This is a genomic window from Gottfriedia sp. NPDC057948 (genome assembly GCF_042887255.1).
Classification (GTDB): Bacteria; Bacillota; Bacilli; order Bacillales; family Bacillaceae_G; genus Gottfriedia.
On record NZ_JBHVPN010000005.1, the window covers coordinates 107,176 to 123,430 of the forward strand.

17 protein-coding genes and 1 pseudogene are annotated in these 16,255 nt (G+C 33.1%); 7 read left to right on the forward strand and 11 right to left on the reverse strand.

Annotated elements, in window-relative coordinates:
• Positions 1–26: 26 nt before the first annotated feature.
• Positions 27–188, reverse strand: a complete 162-nt coding sequence (locus ACFVRR_RS10885) for a hypothetical protein (protein ID WP_387328063.1) — start codon at positions 186–188, stop codon at positions 27–29.
• Positions 189–284: 96 nt separating this feature from the next.
• The gene (locus tag ACFVRR_RS10890) at positions 285–908 is read right to left on the reverse strand and encodes a HEAT repeat domain-containing protein (protein WP_387328066.1); all 624 of its coding nucleotides are present in this window, start codon (positions 906–908) and stop codon (positions 285–287) included.
• A 159-nt stretch (positions 909–1,067) separates the two neighbouring features.
• Here ACFVRR_RS10890 and ACFVRR_RS10895 point away from each other — a divergent pair, with 159 nt between their 5' ends.
• Together ACFVRR_RS10895 and ACFVRR_RS10900 are read left to right on the forward strand one after the other, a co-directional pair.
• Entirely contained in the window at positions 1,068–1,274 is a 207-nt protein-coding gene (locus ACFVRR_RS10895; protein ID WP_387328069.1) for a hypothetical protein, read from the forward strand.
• A gap of 152 nt (positions 1,275–1,426) precedes the next feature.
• Positions 1,427–3,100, forward strand: coding sequence for a ribonuclease J (locus ACFVRR_RS10900; protein WP_387328072.1), 1,674 nt, complete (start codon positions 1,427–1,429; stop codon positions 3,098–3,100).
• 41 nt (positions 3,101–3,141) lie between these two features.
• Here ACFVRR_RS10900 and ligD (ACFVRR_RS10905) read toward each other — a convergent pair whose 3' ends face one another.
• From ligD (ACFVRR_RS10905) to ku, 3 genes are read right to left on the reverse strand one after another with little or no spacing between them, the layout of a single operon-like run.
• Positions 3,142–4,392 (reverse strand): DNA ligase D, encoded by a 1,251-nt coding sequence (gene ligD / locus ACFVRR_RS10905; protein WP_387328075.1) that lies wholly within the window; start codon positions 4,390–4,392, stop codon positions 3,142–3,144.
• A gap of 11 nt (positions 4,393–4,403) precedes the next feature.
• Positions 4,404–5,348, reverse strand: a complete 945-nt coding sequence (ligD, locus tag ACFVRR_RS10910) for a non-homologous end-joining DNA ligase (protein ID WP_387328080.1) — start codon at positions 5,346–5,348, stop codon at positions 4,404–4,406.
• 13 nt (positions 5,349–5,361) lie between these two features.
• Positions 5,362–6,198 carry a non-homologous end joining protein Ku gene (gene ku, locus ACFVRR_RS10915; protein WP_387328083.1) on the reverse strand — a complete coding sequence of 279 codons (837 nt, stop codon included), beginning with the start codon at positions 6,196–6,198 and terminating at the stop codon, positions 5,362–5,364.
• A gap of 148 nt (positions 6,199–6,346) precedes the next feature.
• Here ku and ACFVRR_RS10920 point away from each other — a divergent pair, with 148 nt between their 5' ends.
• Positions 6,347–7,201, forward strand: a complete 855-nt coding sequence (locus ACFVRR_RS10920; RefSeq protein WP_387328087.1) for an MBL fold metallo-hydrolase — start codon at positions 6,347–6,349, stop codon at positions 7,199–7,201.
• 72 nt (positions 7,202–7,273) lie between these two features.
• Here ACFVRR_RS10920 and ACFVRR_RS10925 read toward each other — a convergent pair.
• Positions 7,274–7,387, reverse strand: a pseudogene (locus tag ACFVRR_RS10925) (manganese catalase family protein); the annotation flags it as partial.
• A 6-nt stretch (positions 7,388–7,393) separates the two neighbouring features.
• Positions 7,394–8,629 carry an MFS transporter gene (locus ACFVRR_RS10930; protein WP_387328090.1) on the reverse strand — a complete coding sequence of 412 codons (1,236 nt, stop codon included), beginning with the start codon at positions 8,627–8,629 and terminating at the stop codon, positions 7,394–7,396.
• A gap of 153 nt (positions 8,630–8,782) precedes the next feature.
• Here ACFVRR_RS10930 and ACFVRR_RS10935 point away from each other — a divergent pair, with 153 nt between their 5' ends.
• The 3 genes from ACFVRR_RS10935 to ACFVRR_RS10945 all read left to right on the forward strand — a co-directional run bounded on the left by ACFVRR_RS10935 (position 8,783) and on the right by ACFVRR_RS10945 (position 10,529).
• The gene (locus tag ACFVRR_RS10935; protein ID WP_387328093.1) at positions 8,783–9,253 is read left to right on the forward strand and encodes a DUF2243 domain-containing protein; all 471 of its coding nucleotides are present in this window, start codon (positions 8,783–8,785) and stop codon (positions 9,251–9,253) included.
• Positions 9,243–10,001, forward strand: coding sequence for a cytochrome c oxidase assembly protein (locus tag ACFVRR_RS10940; RefSeq protein WP_387328095.1), 759 nt, complete (start codon positions 9,243–9,245; stop codon positions 9,999–10,001). The genes ACFVRR_RS10935 and ACFVRR_RS10940 overlap by 11 nt, the downstream gene beginning before the upstream one ends.
• A 72-nt stretch (positions 10,002–10,073) precedes the next feature.
• On the forward strand, positions 10,074–10,529 hold the full coding sequence (locus ACFVRR_RS10945; protein WP_387328098.1) for a WGxxGxxG family protein: 456 nt from the start codon (positions 10,074–10,076) through the stop codon (positions 10,527–10,529).
• A gap of 35 nt (positions 10,530–10,564) precedes the next feature.
• On the opposite strand, the gene ACFVRR_RS10950 is transcribed toward ACFVRR_RS10945, so the two are convergent.
• Positions 10,565–10,939: a MerR family transcriptional regulator gene (locus ACFVRR_RS10950; protein WP_387328101.1), complete on the reverse strand. Its 375-nt coding sequence runs from the start codon at positions 10,937–10,939 to the stop codon at positions 10,565–10,567.
• A gap of 132 nt (positions 10,940–11,071) precedes the next feature.
• Between ACFVRR_RS10950 and ACFVRR_RS10955 the strand changes: the two genes are divergently transcribed.
• The gene (locus ACFVRR_RS10955; RefSeq protein ID WP_387328104.1) at positions 11,072–11,845 is read left to right on the forward strand and encodes an SDR family NAD(P)-dependent oxidoreductase; all 774 of its coding nucleotides are present in this window, start codon (positions 11,072–11,074) and stop codon (positions 11,843–11,845) included.
• 56 nt (positions 11,846–11,901) lie between these two features.
• Here ACFVRR_RS10955 and ACFVRR_RS10960 read toward each other — a convergent pair whose 3' ends face one another.
• From ACFVRR_RS10960 to ACFVRR_RS10970, 3 genes are all read right to left on the reverse strand, one after another.
• On the reverse strand, positions 11,902–13,113 hold the full coding sequence (locus ACFVRR_RS10960) for a helix-turn-helix domain-containing protein (RefSeq protein WP_387328107.1): 1,212 nt from the start codon (positions 13,111–13,113) through the stop codon (positions 11,902–11,904).
• Between the two features lie 125 nt (positions 13,114–13,238).
• Positions 13,239–14,798 (reverse strand): histidine ammonia-lyase, encoded by a 1,560-nt coding sequence (gene hutH / locus ACFVRR_RS10965; RefSeq protein ID WP_387328110.1) that lies wholly within the window; start codon positions 14,796–14,798, stop codon positions 13,239–13,241.
• A gap of 31 nt (positions 14,799–14,829) precedes the next feature.
• Positions 14,830–16,197 (reverse strand): MFS transporter, encoded by a 1,368-nt coding sequence (locus ACFVRR_RS10970; RefSeq protein ID WP_387328113.1) that lies wholly within the window; start codon positions 16,195–16,197, stop codon positions 14,830–14,832.
• Positions 16,198–16,255: the final 58 nt, after the last annotated feature.

Here is a 16,255-nt window from a genome sequence, read left to right on the forward strand (position 1 = left end):
GATCCGTTCGCTTTTATCGATGTTATCTAAAAACTTTGCTCCAATCGAAAGTTAAATTTATGTCTAATGACAAGTTTAATATCATTAGGTAGTACCCATTTCGAAAGAGTTTTCTCATCCGTAAGTGCATGCCATACTTTCTCCATTGACTTATTAAAACTATAATCTTGTGAAACTGTTAAATTCATTTAGTCCTACTCTAATACTTTGATTAAAGGTAATTTTCTTTCATTCTAGAACTTTTACCAAAAGTACACATTTTGTTTGATTCAAATTCATCATTCTTACCTAATTTTTTTTATGACCATTTCGATTCGTTTTCTTTTTGTTTCTTTTTCAATTTCTTCCAACCTAGAAGTTAGTGTCTCAATAAATAAATTTTTATTTTCTTCATTAATAATAGACATCGATCTTTCCGCATACATCGGGAGTTGGTTAGTTGGACTTTTAACTAATTGATTAATAAGCAAATTAAATGACTCTTCAGCATATGGCTTAATGGAACATAATTTTATAAGGATATTTACAACTTGATCTTTAGTAATGACTGAACCATTGTCACCTGCAACAATGATTTTTTGGATATTTGAATAGATTATTTCAGGAACGTCACTTGTAATACTGTTTAAAGCAGTCATTGCTCCCCATTGAATCCTATTATTTCTACTTTCTAAAAGAGAAAACAATTCATTAGTATAATCAGATATTAAAGATGGTTTGCGATCACCGATTTCATATAAAACTTTTATGCAATCATTCTGGATGTTTTTATTTTTGTTGGTAAGATTTTCGATCAGCTCTTTTACAGCATTTTCATCATTATGATCCACAATTTGAATCGCTAATTCAATATTAGGCTCCTCATCTCTACGACCTAAAGAACTTGCTAATTTCTCTATTACTGTCATTCCTAATTCCACCCTTTTTAGTTGACCTAACTCTTTAATCAGTATGTACATTGCAAAATTAAGTACACATCCTTTGATTCTTATTTAAGTTCTTCTTTTTTCTTACTCAAATACATAATTTTCCTTGGAGAAACCATCCTATTGTCAGGAGGTGGTTTTATGTCTGAACCATTACAACCAGGGAATAAAAAACTTCCTGATTTTAATGAATTAAACGATCGGATTATTGCTGAACATGGTACAACGGGACCGTCATTAGTTATAAAAACAAATTTGGATCCTAAAGATTCTATTGTGGATAATCCTTATTATCGTAACGAAACACATACACCTAAAAAACCATTTAAAAATTATTTCGAAGAATGATCCAAAAATGAGCTCGGTTAATACCGCGGCTCATTTTTTTATACAAAACCACGATTGAATGATTTTAATGCATACGTACATACTAAGAAATATATGGCAATTTCTTTAAGGGAAATGTTTATACTTTTCAATGTACTAGGAGGAATACGATTTTGAGTCCAACAAAAAGTATGCTATCGGTCTTTGCCTTAGGTGGTATTAATGAAATTGGAAAAAATATGTATGCTATTCAATACTTAAAAGAAATTATTCTAATAGACTGCGGTTCTAAGTTTCCTGATGAGAGTTTATTAGGTGTTGATTTAATCATTCCAGATATTACGTATCTAAAGGAAAATCAAGAAAAGATTAAAGGCTTATTTGTTACGCACGGTCATGAAGACCATATTGGTGGAATCCCTTATCTCTTGAAACAATTAAATATTCCAGTCTATGCAACGAGATTAACGCTTGGACTAATTGAGCTTAAATTAAAAGAGCATGGATTATTAGGGGAAACTGAACTAATTTTAATCGATTCCGATTCAGTTATTAAATTTGAACATTTTTCGATTTCATTTTTCAAGACAAATCATAGTATACCTGATTGTTTAGGTATCGTATTTGAAACGCCGGAAGGCACTGTAGTACATACTGGAGATTTTAAATTTGATTTAACTCCTGTTAACAATCAATATCCAGATATTCATAAAATGGCCGAAATAGGTAGCAAAGGTGTTTTATTACTTTTATCAGAGAGCACAAACGCTGAACGGCCAGGTTCTACACCATCCGAACGGATTGTTGGAGAGCATATAGTAGATGCTTTTATGAAGGCAAAACAAAGGGTCATTATTTCAACATTTGCTTCGAATGTACATCGCGTTCAACAAATAGTTGATGCATCGATTATCACAAATCGGAAATTAGCTCTACTAGGTAGAAGCATGGTGAATGTTGTTCAGGTTGCGATGGAGCAAGGATATTTATCAATCCCTGAAGGTATGTTAATTGATAAAGATGAAATTAATAATTTCGCACCTGAAGCAATTACAATTTTATGCACAGGTAGTCAAGGTGAACCCCTTGCAGCACTTGCTCGACTAGCTAGCTCCACCTTTAGAGGAGTTGACATTTATCCTGGTGATACTGTAATTTTAGCTGCTTCACCTATTCCTGGTAATGAACGCGGCGTTTCTAAAATTATCGATAATTTTTACAATCTCGGAGCAAATGTCATTTATGGGTCAGGAAGCTCGACTGGAATGCATGTTTCTGGTCATGCTTATCAAGAGGAGCTTAAGCTCATGCTTACATTAATGAAGCCAAAATATTTCATTCCGATTCATGGTGAGTACAGAATGCTTCACCATCATCGTTCACTTGCTGAATCTGTTGGTGTTAAACGAAATAATATTTTTATTATTAAAAATGGTGATGTAGTCGATATACTACAATCAGAAGCAATTCAAAGCCGAAGAATTCCAGCAGGAAATATTTATGTTGATGGAATGGGTATAGGAGATGTTGGTAACATTGTTCTTAGAGATCGAAAACAACTTGCTGAAGATGGCATGCTTGTAATCGTCATCACCATTAATAAAATGGAAAGAAAAATAATATCAGGTCCTGATACAATTTCAAGAGGATTTGTCTATGCGCGTGATTCAGAAAGTTTATTGAAGGAAGTAAACCAAATCGTCACATCATCCATAAACGAATTACTTGATGAAAACAAACTCCAATGGGGAGTTATGAAGCAAAATATTAAAAGGTCTCTTGGACAATTTTTATTTACGAAAACAAAGAGAAAACCGATGATTTTACCAATAATCATTGAAATATAGAAAATAAAAAAACTCCCTTATTCAATATAATTAGGGAGTTTTTACTTTGATTCGTTTTCCTTAATTTTTGAAATTAAGTCAATTAAAGAATTGTTTTCTTGATCAAAATAATCATTCATTGGACAAGAACTATTTTCTAACCGCTTTAGTACAAACGGGATTGTAAAAGTTTCAATTTTTAATTGATCATCTACCTCATCCCAAAATAGAGGCGTTGCAACTGTTGGTTTTTCCTTTCCCCTTGTAGAGTATGGGGAAATAATGGTTTTTCCTTTTGCATGTTGTACATAATCAATATAAAGACGATTCCCTCGATTTTTTTTAAATCTTTCAATCGTAAAATCATCTGGAAACTTTTCAATTAAATAATGTGCAATAAAAGATGTAAATACTCTTGTTTCATCATAGGTAAGAGAATTTTCTTTAATCGGAATATGAATTTGAATTCCTTTACTTCCTGATACCTTTGGGTAGCTTTTTATTTGAAAAGAATCAAAGATTAATTTCATTTCCAATGCGGCTTTTATTGCTAAAGGAAATGCATCTGTATTAGGTGGATCTAAATCGAATACGATTTCAATCGGGTTATTGGCTTTATATGTTTGAAAAGGAATATGGTATTCGATCGCTAATTGATTTCCTAACCATAGCAATGTAGATACATCATTACAGATAATAAAATTATTTCCCTCATGTTCTTCGGTTTTAATAAAACCCGGAGCATAATCTGGACAGTTTTTTTGAAAAAAAGATTCACCGTCTATTCCATTTGGAAAACGAATCGATGTTAATAAACGATTTTTTAGAAATGGAAGCATATATGTTGATATTTGAGCTAAATACGAAACAAAGCTCTCTTTATTTATATATGGATCCTTCCATATTACTTTTTCAGGACTGGTAAGCGTTAATTCTTCCTCCAAATCAAGATTACCTAATAGTAAGCCATCCCAAGTACATTCATTCCATGCATGCTTTAATTGAAAGGATATAAATTTTGCATTTGTTAATTGATTGTCTTTGTCTTCTATACTTTGAAACTCAAGTTCAATACAAATCCCAGGCTCTACAAATTTTATATTACCTTTTTTGCTTTTTTTATTTGCTTCGATTGCTTTAATCAATATCCCCTTTTCTTCCTCACTAAGTCCATTTGAGAAGGACCCCATTTGCAAAATATCATTTTCTTTTTTAAGTCCTACTAAAAAGGATTCTTCTTTTATATTGAAACCTAAAATAAAGAAATTGCCTGTATAAATTTTATTACGTTTTTGAAAAAAATAATGATTCATATCAAAATCCCCTAATCTGTAAGAGTACATTCTTTAGGATCTTTTTCGATAAAAGCTTGGATACTTGGTTGTCTTAATGAATGACCTTCTGTCCATTCAATGAATTGAACTTTTACAGTTAACAATGGTTGAATCCATTGAATTTCCTTTATTCTTTTTGGTTGGCTACTGAATGGATTGTTTTCTATTTTTATCGTATTAATGACTGTAGTTAGGTCTTTCCATTCTGTTTTCGTTAATTTTCCTGTTCCAACATGTCCAATAAACACGAGTTGATTATTTTCGTTATAAAGTCCTACTAAAATAGAATTAACAATTCCAGAACGATACGTTACCCCACCGATTACAGCAATAACGTCCTTATAATTTTTTACTTTTTGCCACGCATTGTGCTTACCATTGACCAAGTATTTACTTTTTAAATTTTTACATACGATACCTTCTAAGTTATGTTGTTTCGCAACTTCAAATAAAGCAACTCCATCAGTATTATTTGGAACTAACTGAATTTGATTATTAGGTTGGATTTCTTCTACTAATAAATTTTGTCTCTCTTGGAGAGATAATTGCGTAACCCATTTTCCATTGTAAAAAAGAATATCAAAAATCATATAGTAAATAGGTACAGCTTCTATAGCGGAATCAACCCGATCCATGCGTCTAATTCCATCCCTTCGCATTACCTCATGAAACGATGGATTGCCATTTTGATCGAGAGCGATGACCTCCCCGTCTAAAATGATTGATTGAGCAGTCGAATAGGATTTTATATTTGTTAGCTCTGGAAAAATATTTGTACGATCATTTAATTTCCGGTTAAATAATTTAACTTCTTTCCCATCAAAATAGGTTAGGATTCTAACACCGTCCCATTTTATTTGCGAAATCCATTCAGGACCATTTGGTACAATATCTGAAGAAATAGGCTCAAAAGGAAAAATTGGATCTAGCTCCATTACTACCTCCTATTTAACTCGTTGCTTTTTTAGGCGCTTTAGTTTTAGGCTTTTTCGGAGGTGTTGCTTGTCCTTTTGTTCGATCGATACTCGCTTGTAGTGCAGACATTAAATCAACAACATTTTTTTGTTCTGCCGGTTTCTCCTGCCCTGTCGCGATATAATCATTTTTATTAACTTTTTCCGAAATTAATTGCTCTAAAGCTGTACGATAAGTATCGGTATAGTTTTCTGGATTAAACGTTGTCGTTAGCTGTTCAACTAGCATCATACCAGCCTGTAGTTCACGCTCCGCCAATCCAGCCTTTTCAGGAACACCACCTGGCAGATTTTCAATTGCTCTAATCTCATCTGGAAAATGTAATGTTTCAAGAATAATCGCATTTTTATATGGACGAATAGCAGCTAAATGCTGTTTGCTACGAATTGTAATTTTTGCAAGACCGATTTTCTTACTTTTCTTCAATATTTCCGAAAGTAAAGCATATGCCTTTGTTCCACCAGAATCCGGACCAATATAATAAGTTCGATCAAAATACACTGGATCAATTTCTGCTAGTTTGACAAAATCAATGATTGATACAGTTTTTAGTTCAAATTCTTCTTTTAATTTATTCATTTCCTCTTCTGTAATTTCCACAACTCTACCATTTGGTGTTTCAAATACTTTAATAATTTCTTCGGGAGTAACTTCATCGTCACAACTAGCCACTTTTTTATAAGAGATCGGTGTTTTACAATCCTTATGATATTGACGAAACTTTAAATCCTTATCCTCAACTGCTGAAAACAACTTTACAGGGATTGTAACTAGTCCCATGCTGATTGTACCTTTCCAAACTGTATGCATATATTCACTACCTTTTTTATTTTTATAATTAGCTTTTGTTAAATGAATGGGTTTAATTCAATTTGCTTTTTATCTCCATCAGAATAAAAAACTCTTAGAAAAGAAGACTAAAAAAGTTAATCAACATAAGTCTTAAATGGAGGATCGTATGAATAACTCAGATGATTTACAAAAAATGAATAAGGAATTTCATTATATGCCTATTACATCGATATCGAGTGGTAATGGGATGGAATTAGCGAATGATTTATTTTATGAAACAAATCAAATTGTGAATTTTTGCTTATACGGTAATCCTAATTTATCAAATGAGTGGGTATTAATTGATGCCGGTATGCCAAAATCATTTGATAATATTATGGAATTAGCTAAAAAACGATTCGGTGAAAAACACAAATTAAAAGCAATCATCCTTACTCATGGACATTTTGATCATATCGGGGCAATCTTTGACTTAATAAAAAAATTCAATATTCCTGTTTATGCACATGAAAAAGAGTTACCATATTTAACAGGAGAAAAGAATTACCCAGAACCAGATGGCACTGTTGAAGGTGGATTAATAGCAAAGTTATCTCCATTGTTCCCAAACGAAGGAATTAATTTAGGAGAATATATCCATGTTCTTCCTGCAGATGGTTCTGTACCTGAAATGCCAAATTGGCAATGGATCCACACACCGGGTCATTCACCTGGACATATTTCACTTTTTAGAAATGATGATCAATTATTGATTGCTGGAGACGCCTTTGTTAATGTTAAACAGGACTCTATTTATTCCGTTCTAACTCAACCAAGAGAAATAAATGGTCCACCTAGATATTTGACGACAGATTGGGAGGCAGCATTGAATTCTGTAAAAAAACTGCAGGCTTTACACCCTAAAAGAGCAATAACAGGTCACGGCTTTCCATTGCTAGAAGACGATTTAAATGAGAAATTAGACTACTTAGTTAAAAACTTCAACACAATCGCCAAACCTGATTATGGACGATATGTTTAAAAAATAGCGTTACTTAGTCAGCAAATATACAGGTAAATTTAAAACTCCCTACTTTGTAAGGAGTTTTTAAATTTAATTATTTAAATCATATAAACCTGGGCTATGTTCATTCGGCATATTAGGAAATTCTGGAACTGGAAAACATTTTGTAGTTTCGGTTATGTTTAAGTCTCCGCCATTTCTAGATTTGTTTTAAGTGGATTTAGCGGTTTCTGAATCTTCGTTAGGCTTAATATATTTAATTGACAATATAAGACCAAGAACTCCTAAAATTATGGAAAAATACATCATATAATTATCTGGTTTACTCATTAAATAGGCAAAAGCTGGAGGTCCCGCTGCTACCCCCACAAACCGTAAAGAACTATAAAGAGAAGTAATAGTCCCTCTTTGTTCCTTCTCAATCCCCTCTGTTATTAATGCATCTAAGCTTGGTAAAGACATTCCGATTCCAATCCCACTAATCAATAAACTCGTGATAATCATATATATATCTTTATTGATTATCGGCAGGATAAAAGAAATACTTATTAAGATAAATCCGATGACAATGTATTTTTTCATTGCATTTTTTTGATTTCCAATTTTTTTACCAGTCTTATAAGATGTGTATGATAAAGCAGCGAGTGGGATCGCTAACACACATCCTTTCCATATGCCAATTATGTGATAGCGTTTTTCTAATATTTTTGATAAATAAAAAAGCATACCAAATAATATGAACATGATAATCGCACCTAGTATAAATATCGTATAAAGCCATTTGCCATTATTTCGAAATATTTTTCGAATTGATCTAATAAACATTTTAAATTTTTTCTTTCTTTTATCTTTTCTTTTTGACCTCATAGGTTGTTTTGGTGGTTTTACAAAAATTAATATTAAAATAATTGAAATTAAGCAAAGGAACGGTATTGATAAAAATGGTAAATACCAAACAACCGCTGCTAATACTGAACCAAGTATTGGACTTAGTACTTTTCCAAAAGTATTCGATGTCTCAACTAAGCCTAATCCTTTACTCACTTCATTTTCATCCTTAAACATATCTCCCACACACGGAATAACAACGGGCATTGCCCCAGCAGAACCAATCCCCTGAATGATTCTCCCAACAATTAACCAAGCGTAAGGATTTTCTAATTTCCAACAAACAAAGCCGGCTAAGGCTCCTCCAATTCCCGCAATAATTAAACTTGGAATGATTACTCTTTTCCTTCCAAATAAATCCGACAAATAACCAGCTATAGGGATAAGAATGATTGCAAAAACTGAATAAACAGTAATAATCATCGAAACTTTAAGGCCAGATATATTTAATTGTTGTTCTAATTGTGGAAGTACGGGGATCAACATTGAATTACCTAAAGTCATTACAAGAGGTACTGTAGATAGCGCCCATAAACTCCGCGTTTGTTTTTTATCCATATAACCTCCGTGTTTTGTATAACTAAAAACAATCACAATCTTTATATTTCCCATGTAACGTTTTTGGTTGAATTGTAATTTTTACTAATTACGATTTGACAGATAAAATTGGGGCAAAATGAAAAATATACCATTTCGAAAGGAGATGTCTTTATGACTACTCAAGAGAATTCAGCTAATTATTCTTATTTAAATTTATGGTCTGGAATTTTATTTGGCCTTGGATTGGTGGCATTTTTTGATGAAGCAGTTTTCCATCAACTTCTCCATTGGCATCATTTTTACGATAAATCAACAACAAGTTTGGGGCTGATCTCTGATGGTCTGTTTCATGCTTTTAGTTGGTTCGCAACGATTGGCTCCTTATTTATGTTTGCGAATTTAAGGAGAAAAAAGTCACTCTTTATTAAAAGATGGATCGGCGGAGTTTTACTCGGAGCAGGTTTGTTTCAACTTTATGACGGAACAGTTCAGCATAAATGGATGAAGCTTCATCAAATTAGATATAACGTCGATATTATGCCCTATGATTTAACTTGGAATATTACTGCTTCTATTATGACATTGATCGGTTGCATTCTAATTTTTAAAACTCGAAATAAAGGTTGTCAATTTGAGAGATAATTATTCGTTTGATCTACTCATTATTTTATTAATTTTAATTTTTATTGTTGGATATTTGGTTGCTTCGAAAAAACATAAAAAAAAGCCCTGGCCAAAATTACGCTCTATATTATGGGTAACTGGTTTTGTTTGTATATTCGTTTCGGTTATTGGACCAATTGCAAAACTAAGCCATCACCTTTTTGTTTTCCATATGATTATGCATTTGTTACTAGGTATGCTCGCTCCATTTTTTATCGCTTTATCTAGACCGATTACATTATTATTAACAACATTAAAAACTCAACATGCAAGGCGTGTGACACGTATTTTAAGAAGTGCTCCAGTTCGACTATTAACTCATCCTATTACAACAATGCTTTTAAATATCGGAGGACTTTGGGTATTATATACCTCCACAGTGTTTAACTTAATTCATGAGAGTACCTTTTTGTTATACTTTGTTCATCTTCATTTGTTTTTTTCCGGATATCTTTTTACAATCTCAATTATTGCGATTGAACCGTTTTCCCATAAATTCAGCTATTTGTTTCGCTCATTAATTATGATACTCGCATTAGCAGGTCATGATATTTTATCGAAGTTTCTTTTTTCAAATCCATTAGACCGTTTCGGTTTTAATGATGTTCAAAATGGTGCGGTCTTAATGTATTATGGAGGGGACTTTGTTGATTTGTTATTGATTACCACGCTTTGTTATTTCTGGTATCATTCAGCAAATTCGAATAAAACTAGCGCAATTATTTAATGGACTTTTTTCCCACATATATTCCTTCTAAAGATGCACAAAATATTACTGCATAAAGAAGGAGGGTTAAAGATGAATAAAATTTGTCTTACATTATGCACAGTTTCATTATCATTTATCATTTCAGCCAATGTTCATGCTGCTTCAACTGGACCTGACGCTACACAATTAGAACCAAGCTATGATCATAATGGTAAACATATCAAAAGAGATTTCAACAATAATTTTAATGATCCAAACCACGTTGTAAATGACACAAAAAATACGGTTAAAGAAGGGTATTATAATACTAAAAATAATATAAAAAATACAACAAATGACATGTTAAATACCAATAATGGAGTAAATAATCCAGTAAATAATGATGGGAATTATTATCGACGAAATGTAAGTGTAACGCCTACACCTGTTACTAACACATTAAATACTACTGACAATACCAATAATAATCATTTCAATTATGGATGGCTTGGGCTTCTTGGATTATTAGGATTTGCGGGTCTTCGAAAAAAGGAAAGAGTCGAATAAAAATAATAACCTTATTGGATTTTCCCAATAAGGTTTTATTTATGGACTATGTTTTTATTTTGAATTACCTCTTTATAAAAATTGATTTTTTGCTCTAACATTTTATTCGTTTCTTCTAATGTTTTAAGCTGATGTTCAATGGACTGTTTATGTTCAACTAATAAATCCAACCTAGCCAATGAAGTGTGCTCACCTTCTGTATATAAATGTGCATACTCTTTAATCTTATTAACTGGCATTTGCGTTTCTTTTAGCTTAAGGACAAATCTTAACCACTGAATGTGTGATTCAGAATACAGCCTCTCACCATTTGCATTTCGATCAGGAAGAATGATTTGTTCTTTTTCATAATAACGTAATGTATGTGTGCTTATTCCTAACATCTGAGCGACTTCACCAATTGAATACATAAGTACCTCCAGTTTTTAGTCTAAAATAAAAACAGTTTGACTTAGAGTTTACTCTAACCAGTATAATGAATCCGTAACTGATACACAATTAATATAATTTTAGTATAAACCAAATTATTGGGAGGAATTTAGATGAAAAAATATACTGTCATTACAGGTGCTAGTTCTGGAATTGGTTATGAATCAGCTCTTGCGTTTGCCGCACGTGGAAAGAACTTAATCATCGTTGCTCGTAGAACGGAAGAACTTGAAAAATTAAAATCAGAAATCGGTAAATTGAATTCAGATCTTGATGTGATTATAAAAGCAGCTGATTTATCTCTTGTTAAAAATGCTTATAATTTATATGAAGGACTTAAAGAATATGAGATTGAAACTTGGATTAATAATGCAGGTTTTGGTAATTTCGCTTCTGTTGGTGAACAAAATTTAGCAAAAATTGAAAGTATGCTTAATTTGAATATTGAAGCTTTAACGATTTTAACTTCACTATACGTACGCGATTATTCAACAGTCGAAGGTACACAAGTTATCAATGTGTCATCTGGTGGAGGGTATACAATTATTGGTAATGCCATCACATATTGTGCGACAAAATTCTATGTAAGTGCCTTTACAGAAGGGCTAGCTCATGAATTAAAAGAAAAAGGTGCAAAAATGCAAGCGAAAGTATTAGCACCAGCTGCAACTGAAACAGAATTTGCAAAAGTATCCTATGATTTAGAAGAAAACATTAAATTCGAAGGCGTTCTACCAAAATATCATACTGCAAAAGAAATGGCCGGTTTCATGTTGGAGCTTTATGACAGTGAAAAGGTGGTAGGAAAAGTCGATGGAATTACTTATGAATTCCAATTATTAGATCCACTTTACCCTTATGCAACAAGATTAGAAAGGCAGGATTAAGGATAAGAAGCGTCTTTTAGAACCTTCTCCTTAACCTTAAACCCTGCATCCACATTTTAATTTTCTAACACTAAATTTAATTGTGGATATTTAGTAGCCCTATATTCAGAAGGGCTACTTTTTATGTATTTTTTAAATATACGACTAAAATAATTTGAATCTTGAAAACCAATTCGTGTAGCAATTTCTTGCATACTTAAATCAGTCATTTCTAAATAAAACATTGATTTTTCAATCCTTATTCTATTTAAAAAATCGATCACACTAGTACCCATTTCTTTTTTGAATAGATGACTGAAATGATATTTACTTACGCAACAATATTGAGCGATTTCTTCTAGTGTTATACTAGTTTGATGATTTTCTTGAATATACTTAGTTGCTTTACGAATAACAGGAGTCATCTGATTAATAAATGAATTGGCTATTTGAAGCGTTAACCAGTAAGCATATTCACAAACCTTTTTTTCGAATTTATCATAGCGAATAATATGATATAGTTCTTGAATTATTTGAGCATTTTTTGACATGATGAGTGTCGCATTCACGCCTGACTCGACTACAACCCTAGAGATTAACATAATTAAATCGACTACTTCAGTCTTAAATACGTCTTCATTTAATCGGCATGCATTTGCTACCTTATCAAGGAAACTTTTTAATCGCTTGACTACACCTTCTTCATCACCAATTCGAACAAGTGCTAATAATTCAATACGGTCTTCGGTTGATAATGCTCTTAGTGTAGTTTCTTCCACTGGTTTAATACCGCTATGAAATATCAGTTTGTTCCCTTGAAAAAAACGACCTGACATTGACTTTCTAGCCTCTTCAAAAGAGTGATATAACAAATAAGGATCACTATATTTTTTACCTATTCCAATTGAAACTGAAATCTGAACCTTATCCAATGAATTTTGAATTTCTTCTGCCATACTATAAATCTTTTTATTGAACTCGATTTCACTATCTACTTCATCTAGTTCAATTAGAAGAGCAAGCACACCCTCTTCTACCCAGTTCCATAAATAAGAAACTCCGATCGTCTGATCAATTTGATTGATTAGTTCATGGCCAATTTCTTGTTTCCACTGCTTTGGGTTTTCTACTGCTAAATCAGGATAGCGATCAATCGAAATCACCATTACAATATTTGGAAAAGTATTAATGCCACATGTTTTTTGAACTTCATCAAAATTTCCTATATGGACGAGTGTACCAGAAAGTAACAAATTTGAAAAAGCTGATTGAGTAGCAACTCGATTCATCTTAATTTCCCCTTTTTAGCTTATGATTTTTCTTAGTTGAACGTTTGGTAGTAAGTATCAAAATGATTGAACAATAAAAAAAGAAGCTGTCCTACTCTTAGAGTATAACTGCTCCCTTATAATTTTCATAATTCCATAGCGCCTATTTTCTCTTCAACAAGTTCAACAATATCTCCATCATGAATTTGATTACGAATTGTTTCAATATCATGATAAAAATAGCGATCCTCTTCAACTGCTGGAACTTGATTTCTAATTAACTGATATACACTTTCCGTTACCGGTGACGGTTTTAGTGTATCATGGAATTCTAGTGCTTGAGTGGCAACCATTAGTTCGATTGCTAAAATATGTTCAAGTTTTTTTGAAATCTGATAGGCTTTCCTAGCAGCGAAATAAGCAAAGCTAACAACATCCTCTTGATTAGCACATGTAGATGTATTATCAATCGTTGCTGGATGCGACAGAACCCTTATTTCATTGAGTAATCCTGCTGCGGTATATTGCGGAATCATATAGCCGCTATTTAAACCAGGATTGACAACTAAGAAACTAGGGAGTTCACTTACATGATAATTTACTAATCGATCAATACGACGTTCTGTTATTTTTGCTAAGTTTGCCATACCTATACAAATTGTATCTGCATCAATTCCCACATAGGAAGCATCAAAATTTCCACCCATTAATGCAAAACCGTCTTCTTCCTCCGGCCAAATAATCGGATTATCACTAGAAGACATCATTTCATTATGAATATTTTCCAATGCATTTTTAAATACCTTCTTAACCGCCCCATGAACTTGCGGTATACATCTAAGACTAAGTGCATCTTGTAATCGATAGTCTTTATACTGTTCCGCAATCTCACTTCCATCTAGAATTTTTGAAACGATTCGAGCTGTCTTTGCTTGTTCCACATGTTTTTTTACCGAGTGCAGTCGAGGATCTAAAGCTTTTATCGTTCCCTTCAATGCTTCTAGTGACATAGCACCAGCAATATCTGCTGTTTTAACAGCTTGAATAGCATTATATATCGAGAGTACAGCAAATGCTGTGGCTGATGTAGTACCGCTTAATAGTGCAAGTCCTTCTTTACATTCGAAGGTTACTGGTTTTAGACCGGCCCGTTCCAACGCCTCGTGGCCGCTTAATAAATCATCCTTATACCAAGCTTTTCCCTCTCCCATTAACACTAGCGCCATATGAGCCTCAGGTGATAAATATGCTACAGATCCCTCGCCAGGTACAAACGGCAATATATCATGATTAAGTATGGATGCTATTAGCTCTAACACTTCTATTCTAACGCCTGAATAACCTTGACCTATATTATTTAAAACCATTAATTGAATGGCTCTTACCACTTCTTTTTCAAGTGGTTCCCCTACAGAAACGGCATGAGAACGGACAATATTTCGTTGAAGAGTATGAGCATCTTCCTTTGAAATAACTTCAGTTACATTGCTTCCAAATCCTGTAGTTACCCCATAAACCGCTCTTTCTTCTTCAAGAAACTTTTCAATTAGATTACGAGACTTATTTATTCTAAGATAATAGTTTTCTGTAAATGATACTTTTGCACCATATCGTGCAACAGCAATTACTTCATTAACTGATAACTCATGGTCTCCAAGAATAACCTCTTTTATATTTTTTGGTTGAAAAAAATCGTTCCTTGTCATCAAAACACCTCTAACATTGAATATCTTAAGTTTAGTGACTTGATACTGATCGTTTATTTGGTTCAGGCTGATCGCCTTCAAGTAATGGATTACTAGCTTCATTTAATGAAAGTGATTTTGTTTCCGGTGCCCAAGCGATCGAAACAATTGTACCAATGAATAGAATAATAGACATTCCGATCATAGAAGGTGCCATTCCCATTGAACTAACACTTATCGGTAATAGGAATGTACCAACAGCTGAACCAATTCGACTAACTGCTGTTGTCAAGCCAACTCCAGTTCCACGTACCTCGGTAGGAAATAGTTCAGCAGGATACACTAATGTTAAATTAGAAGCTGCTGACATGACAAATGTAAAGATTGCAAACACGATAATTGCGATTGTATGGAGACCTTGTGGTAAAACTGTTAATGCGAACAATGAAATCGTTAAAATAATAAATGTATTAATTGTAAACCCTCTACGAGTTAACTTTTCAGTACACCATACACCAGCTAACGCTCCTACTAGAAGGAACAGGTTTAGAACCATGTCTACACCAAATGTTTCTTCAAATCCCAATTTACTTAAAATAGTTGGTAGGAATGTATAGATTGCGAAATATGGAACTACTTGACACATATAAAAAAGTGATCCGAATGTTGTACGTTTCCAAAGCTGCTTATTGAATAAATCAGTCATTTTGTATGCATGTGTAGAATGAACGTCAACTGTTTCATCCATTACAGCATTTTCACCAATATACTTTCTTACAATAGCACGTGCTTCTTCAACACGGCCCATCTTTAATAACCAACGTGGAGACTCCGGTGTGCCAAAACGTAAAAGTAAGACAATTAAACCAGGAAGTGCAGCACTCACTAACATCCAACGCCATGCATCTGGACCTGTTTTTTCTAAATAATAACCAACTAGATTTGAAGCTACATATCCAACTGTCCATAAAACGTTTAATGATGATAATAACATACCTCTATACTTTCTAGGTGCAAACTCCGCAAGTAAAGTAGATCCTACTGCATAATCTCCTCCTAGTGCAATACCGATTAAAATCCTTAATGCAAAAAGCGTATATGGATCGTGAACAAAAAACTGCAGGGCAGATGCGATTGTAATAATAATAAAGTTTGCTAAATAGATTTTCTGCCTCCCAATGCGATCTGACAATCCACCAAGAAACAGACTACCGAAAAAAAGTCCGATTAATGCGGAACTACCGATTAATCCTTCCCATACAGAATTTAATTTCATTTGAGGACCTAGTAGCGAAAGTGCCATACCTATAATTCCTAAAGCATAGCCATCCGAAAAATTCGATCCAAAAGTAAGTCCAGTAATACGAATATGGAACTTATTAAGCGGTGCATCATCCATCATAAATTTTTTTTCCTTCAAAAGAATACCCCCTTTTTTTACTTTTCAGATATAAAAATTGTAAAAAATAGTAAGTAAT

Excerpts from the sequence above, each read along its gene's own strand:
- ACFVRR_RS10935 (WP_387328093.1), top strand. The coding sequence starts at position 8,783 with ATGACTACTCAAGAGAATTCAGCTAATTATTCTTATTTAAATTTATGG.
- ACFVRR_RS10955 (WP_387328104.1), top strand. The coding sequence starts at position 11,072 with ATGAAAAAATATACTGTCATTACAGGTGCTAGTTCTGGAATTGGTTAT.
- ACFVRR_RS10885 (WP_387328063.1), bottom strand. The coding sequence starts at position 188 with ATGAATTTAACAGTTTCACAAGATTATAGTTTTAATAAGTCAATGGAG.
- ACFVRR_RS10930 (WP_387328090.1), bottom strand. The coding sequence starts at position 8,629 with ATGGATAAAAAACAAACGCGGAGTTTATGGGCGCTATCTACAGTACCT.
- hutH (WP_387328110.1), bottom strand. The coding sequence starts at position 14,798 with ATGACAAGGAACGATTTTTTTCAACCAAAAAATATAAAAGAGGTTATT.
- ACFVRR_RS10890 (WP_387328066.1), bottom strand. The coding sequence starts at position 908 with ATGACAGTAATAGAGAAATTAGCAAGTTCTTTAGGTCGTAGAGATGAG.
- ACFVRR_RS10950 (WP_387328101.1), bottom strand. The coding sequence starts at position 10,939 with ATGTATTCAATTGGTGAAGTCGCTCAGATGTTAGGAATAAGCACACAT.
- ACFVRR_RS10945 (WP_387328098.1), top strand. The coding sequence starts at position 10,074 with ATGAATAAAATTTGTCTTACATTATGCACAGTTTCATTATCATTTATC.
- ligD (WP_387328080.1), bottom strand. The coding sequence starts at position 5,348 with ATGGAGCTAGATCCAATTTTTCCTTTTGAGCCTATTTCTTCAGATATT.
- ACFVRR_RS10920 (WP_387328087.1), top strand. The coding sequence starts at position 6,347 with ATGAATAACTCAGATGATTTACAAAAAATGAATAAGGAATTTCATTAT.
- ACFVRR_RS10895 (WP_387328069.1), top strand. The coding sequence starts at position 1,068 with ATGTCTGAACCATTACAACCAGGGAATAAAAAACTTCCTGATTTTAAT.
- ACFVRR_RS10960 (WP_387328107.1), bottom strand. The coding sequence starts at position 13,113 with ATGAATCGAGTTGCTACTCAATCAGCTTTTTCAAATTTGTTACTTTCT.
- ku (WP_387328083.1), bottom strand. The coding sequence starts at position 6,198 with ATGCATACAGTTTGGAAAGGTACAATCAGCATGGGACTAGTTACAATC.
- ligD (WP_387328075.1), bottom strand. The coding sequence starts at position 4,392 with ATGAATCATTATTTTTTTCAAAAACGTAATAAAATTTATACAGGCAAT.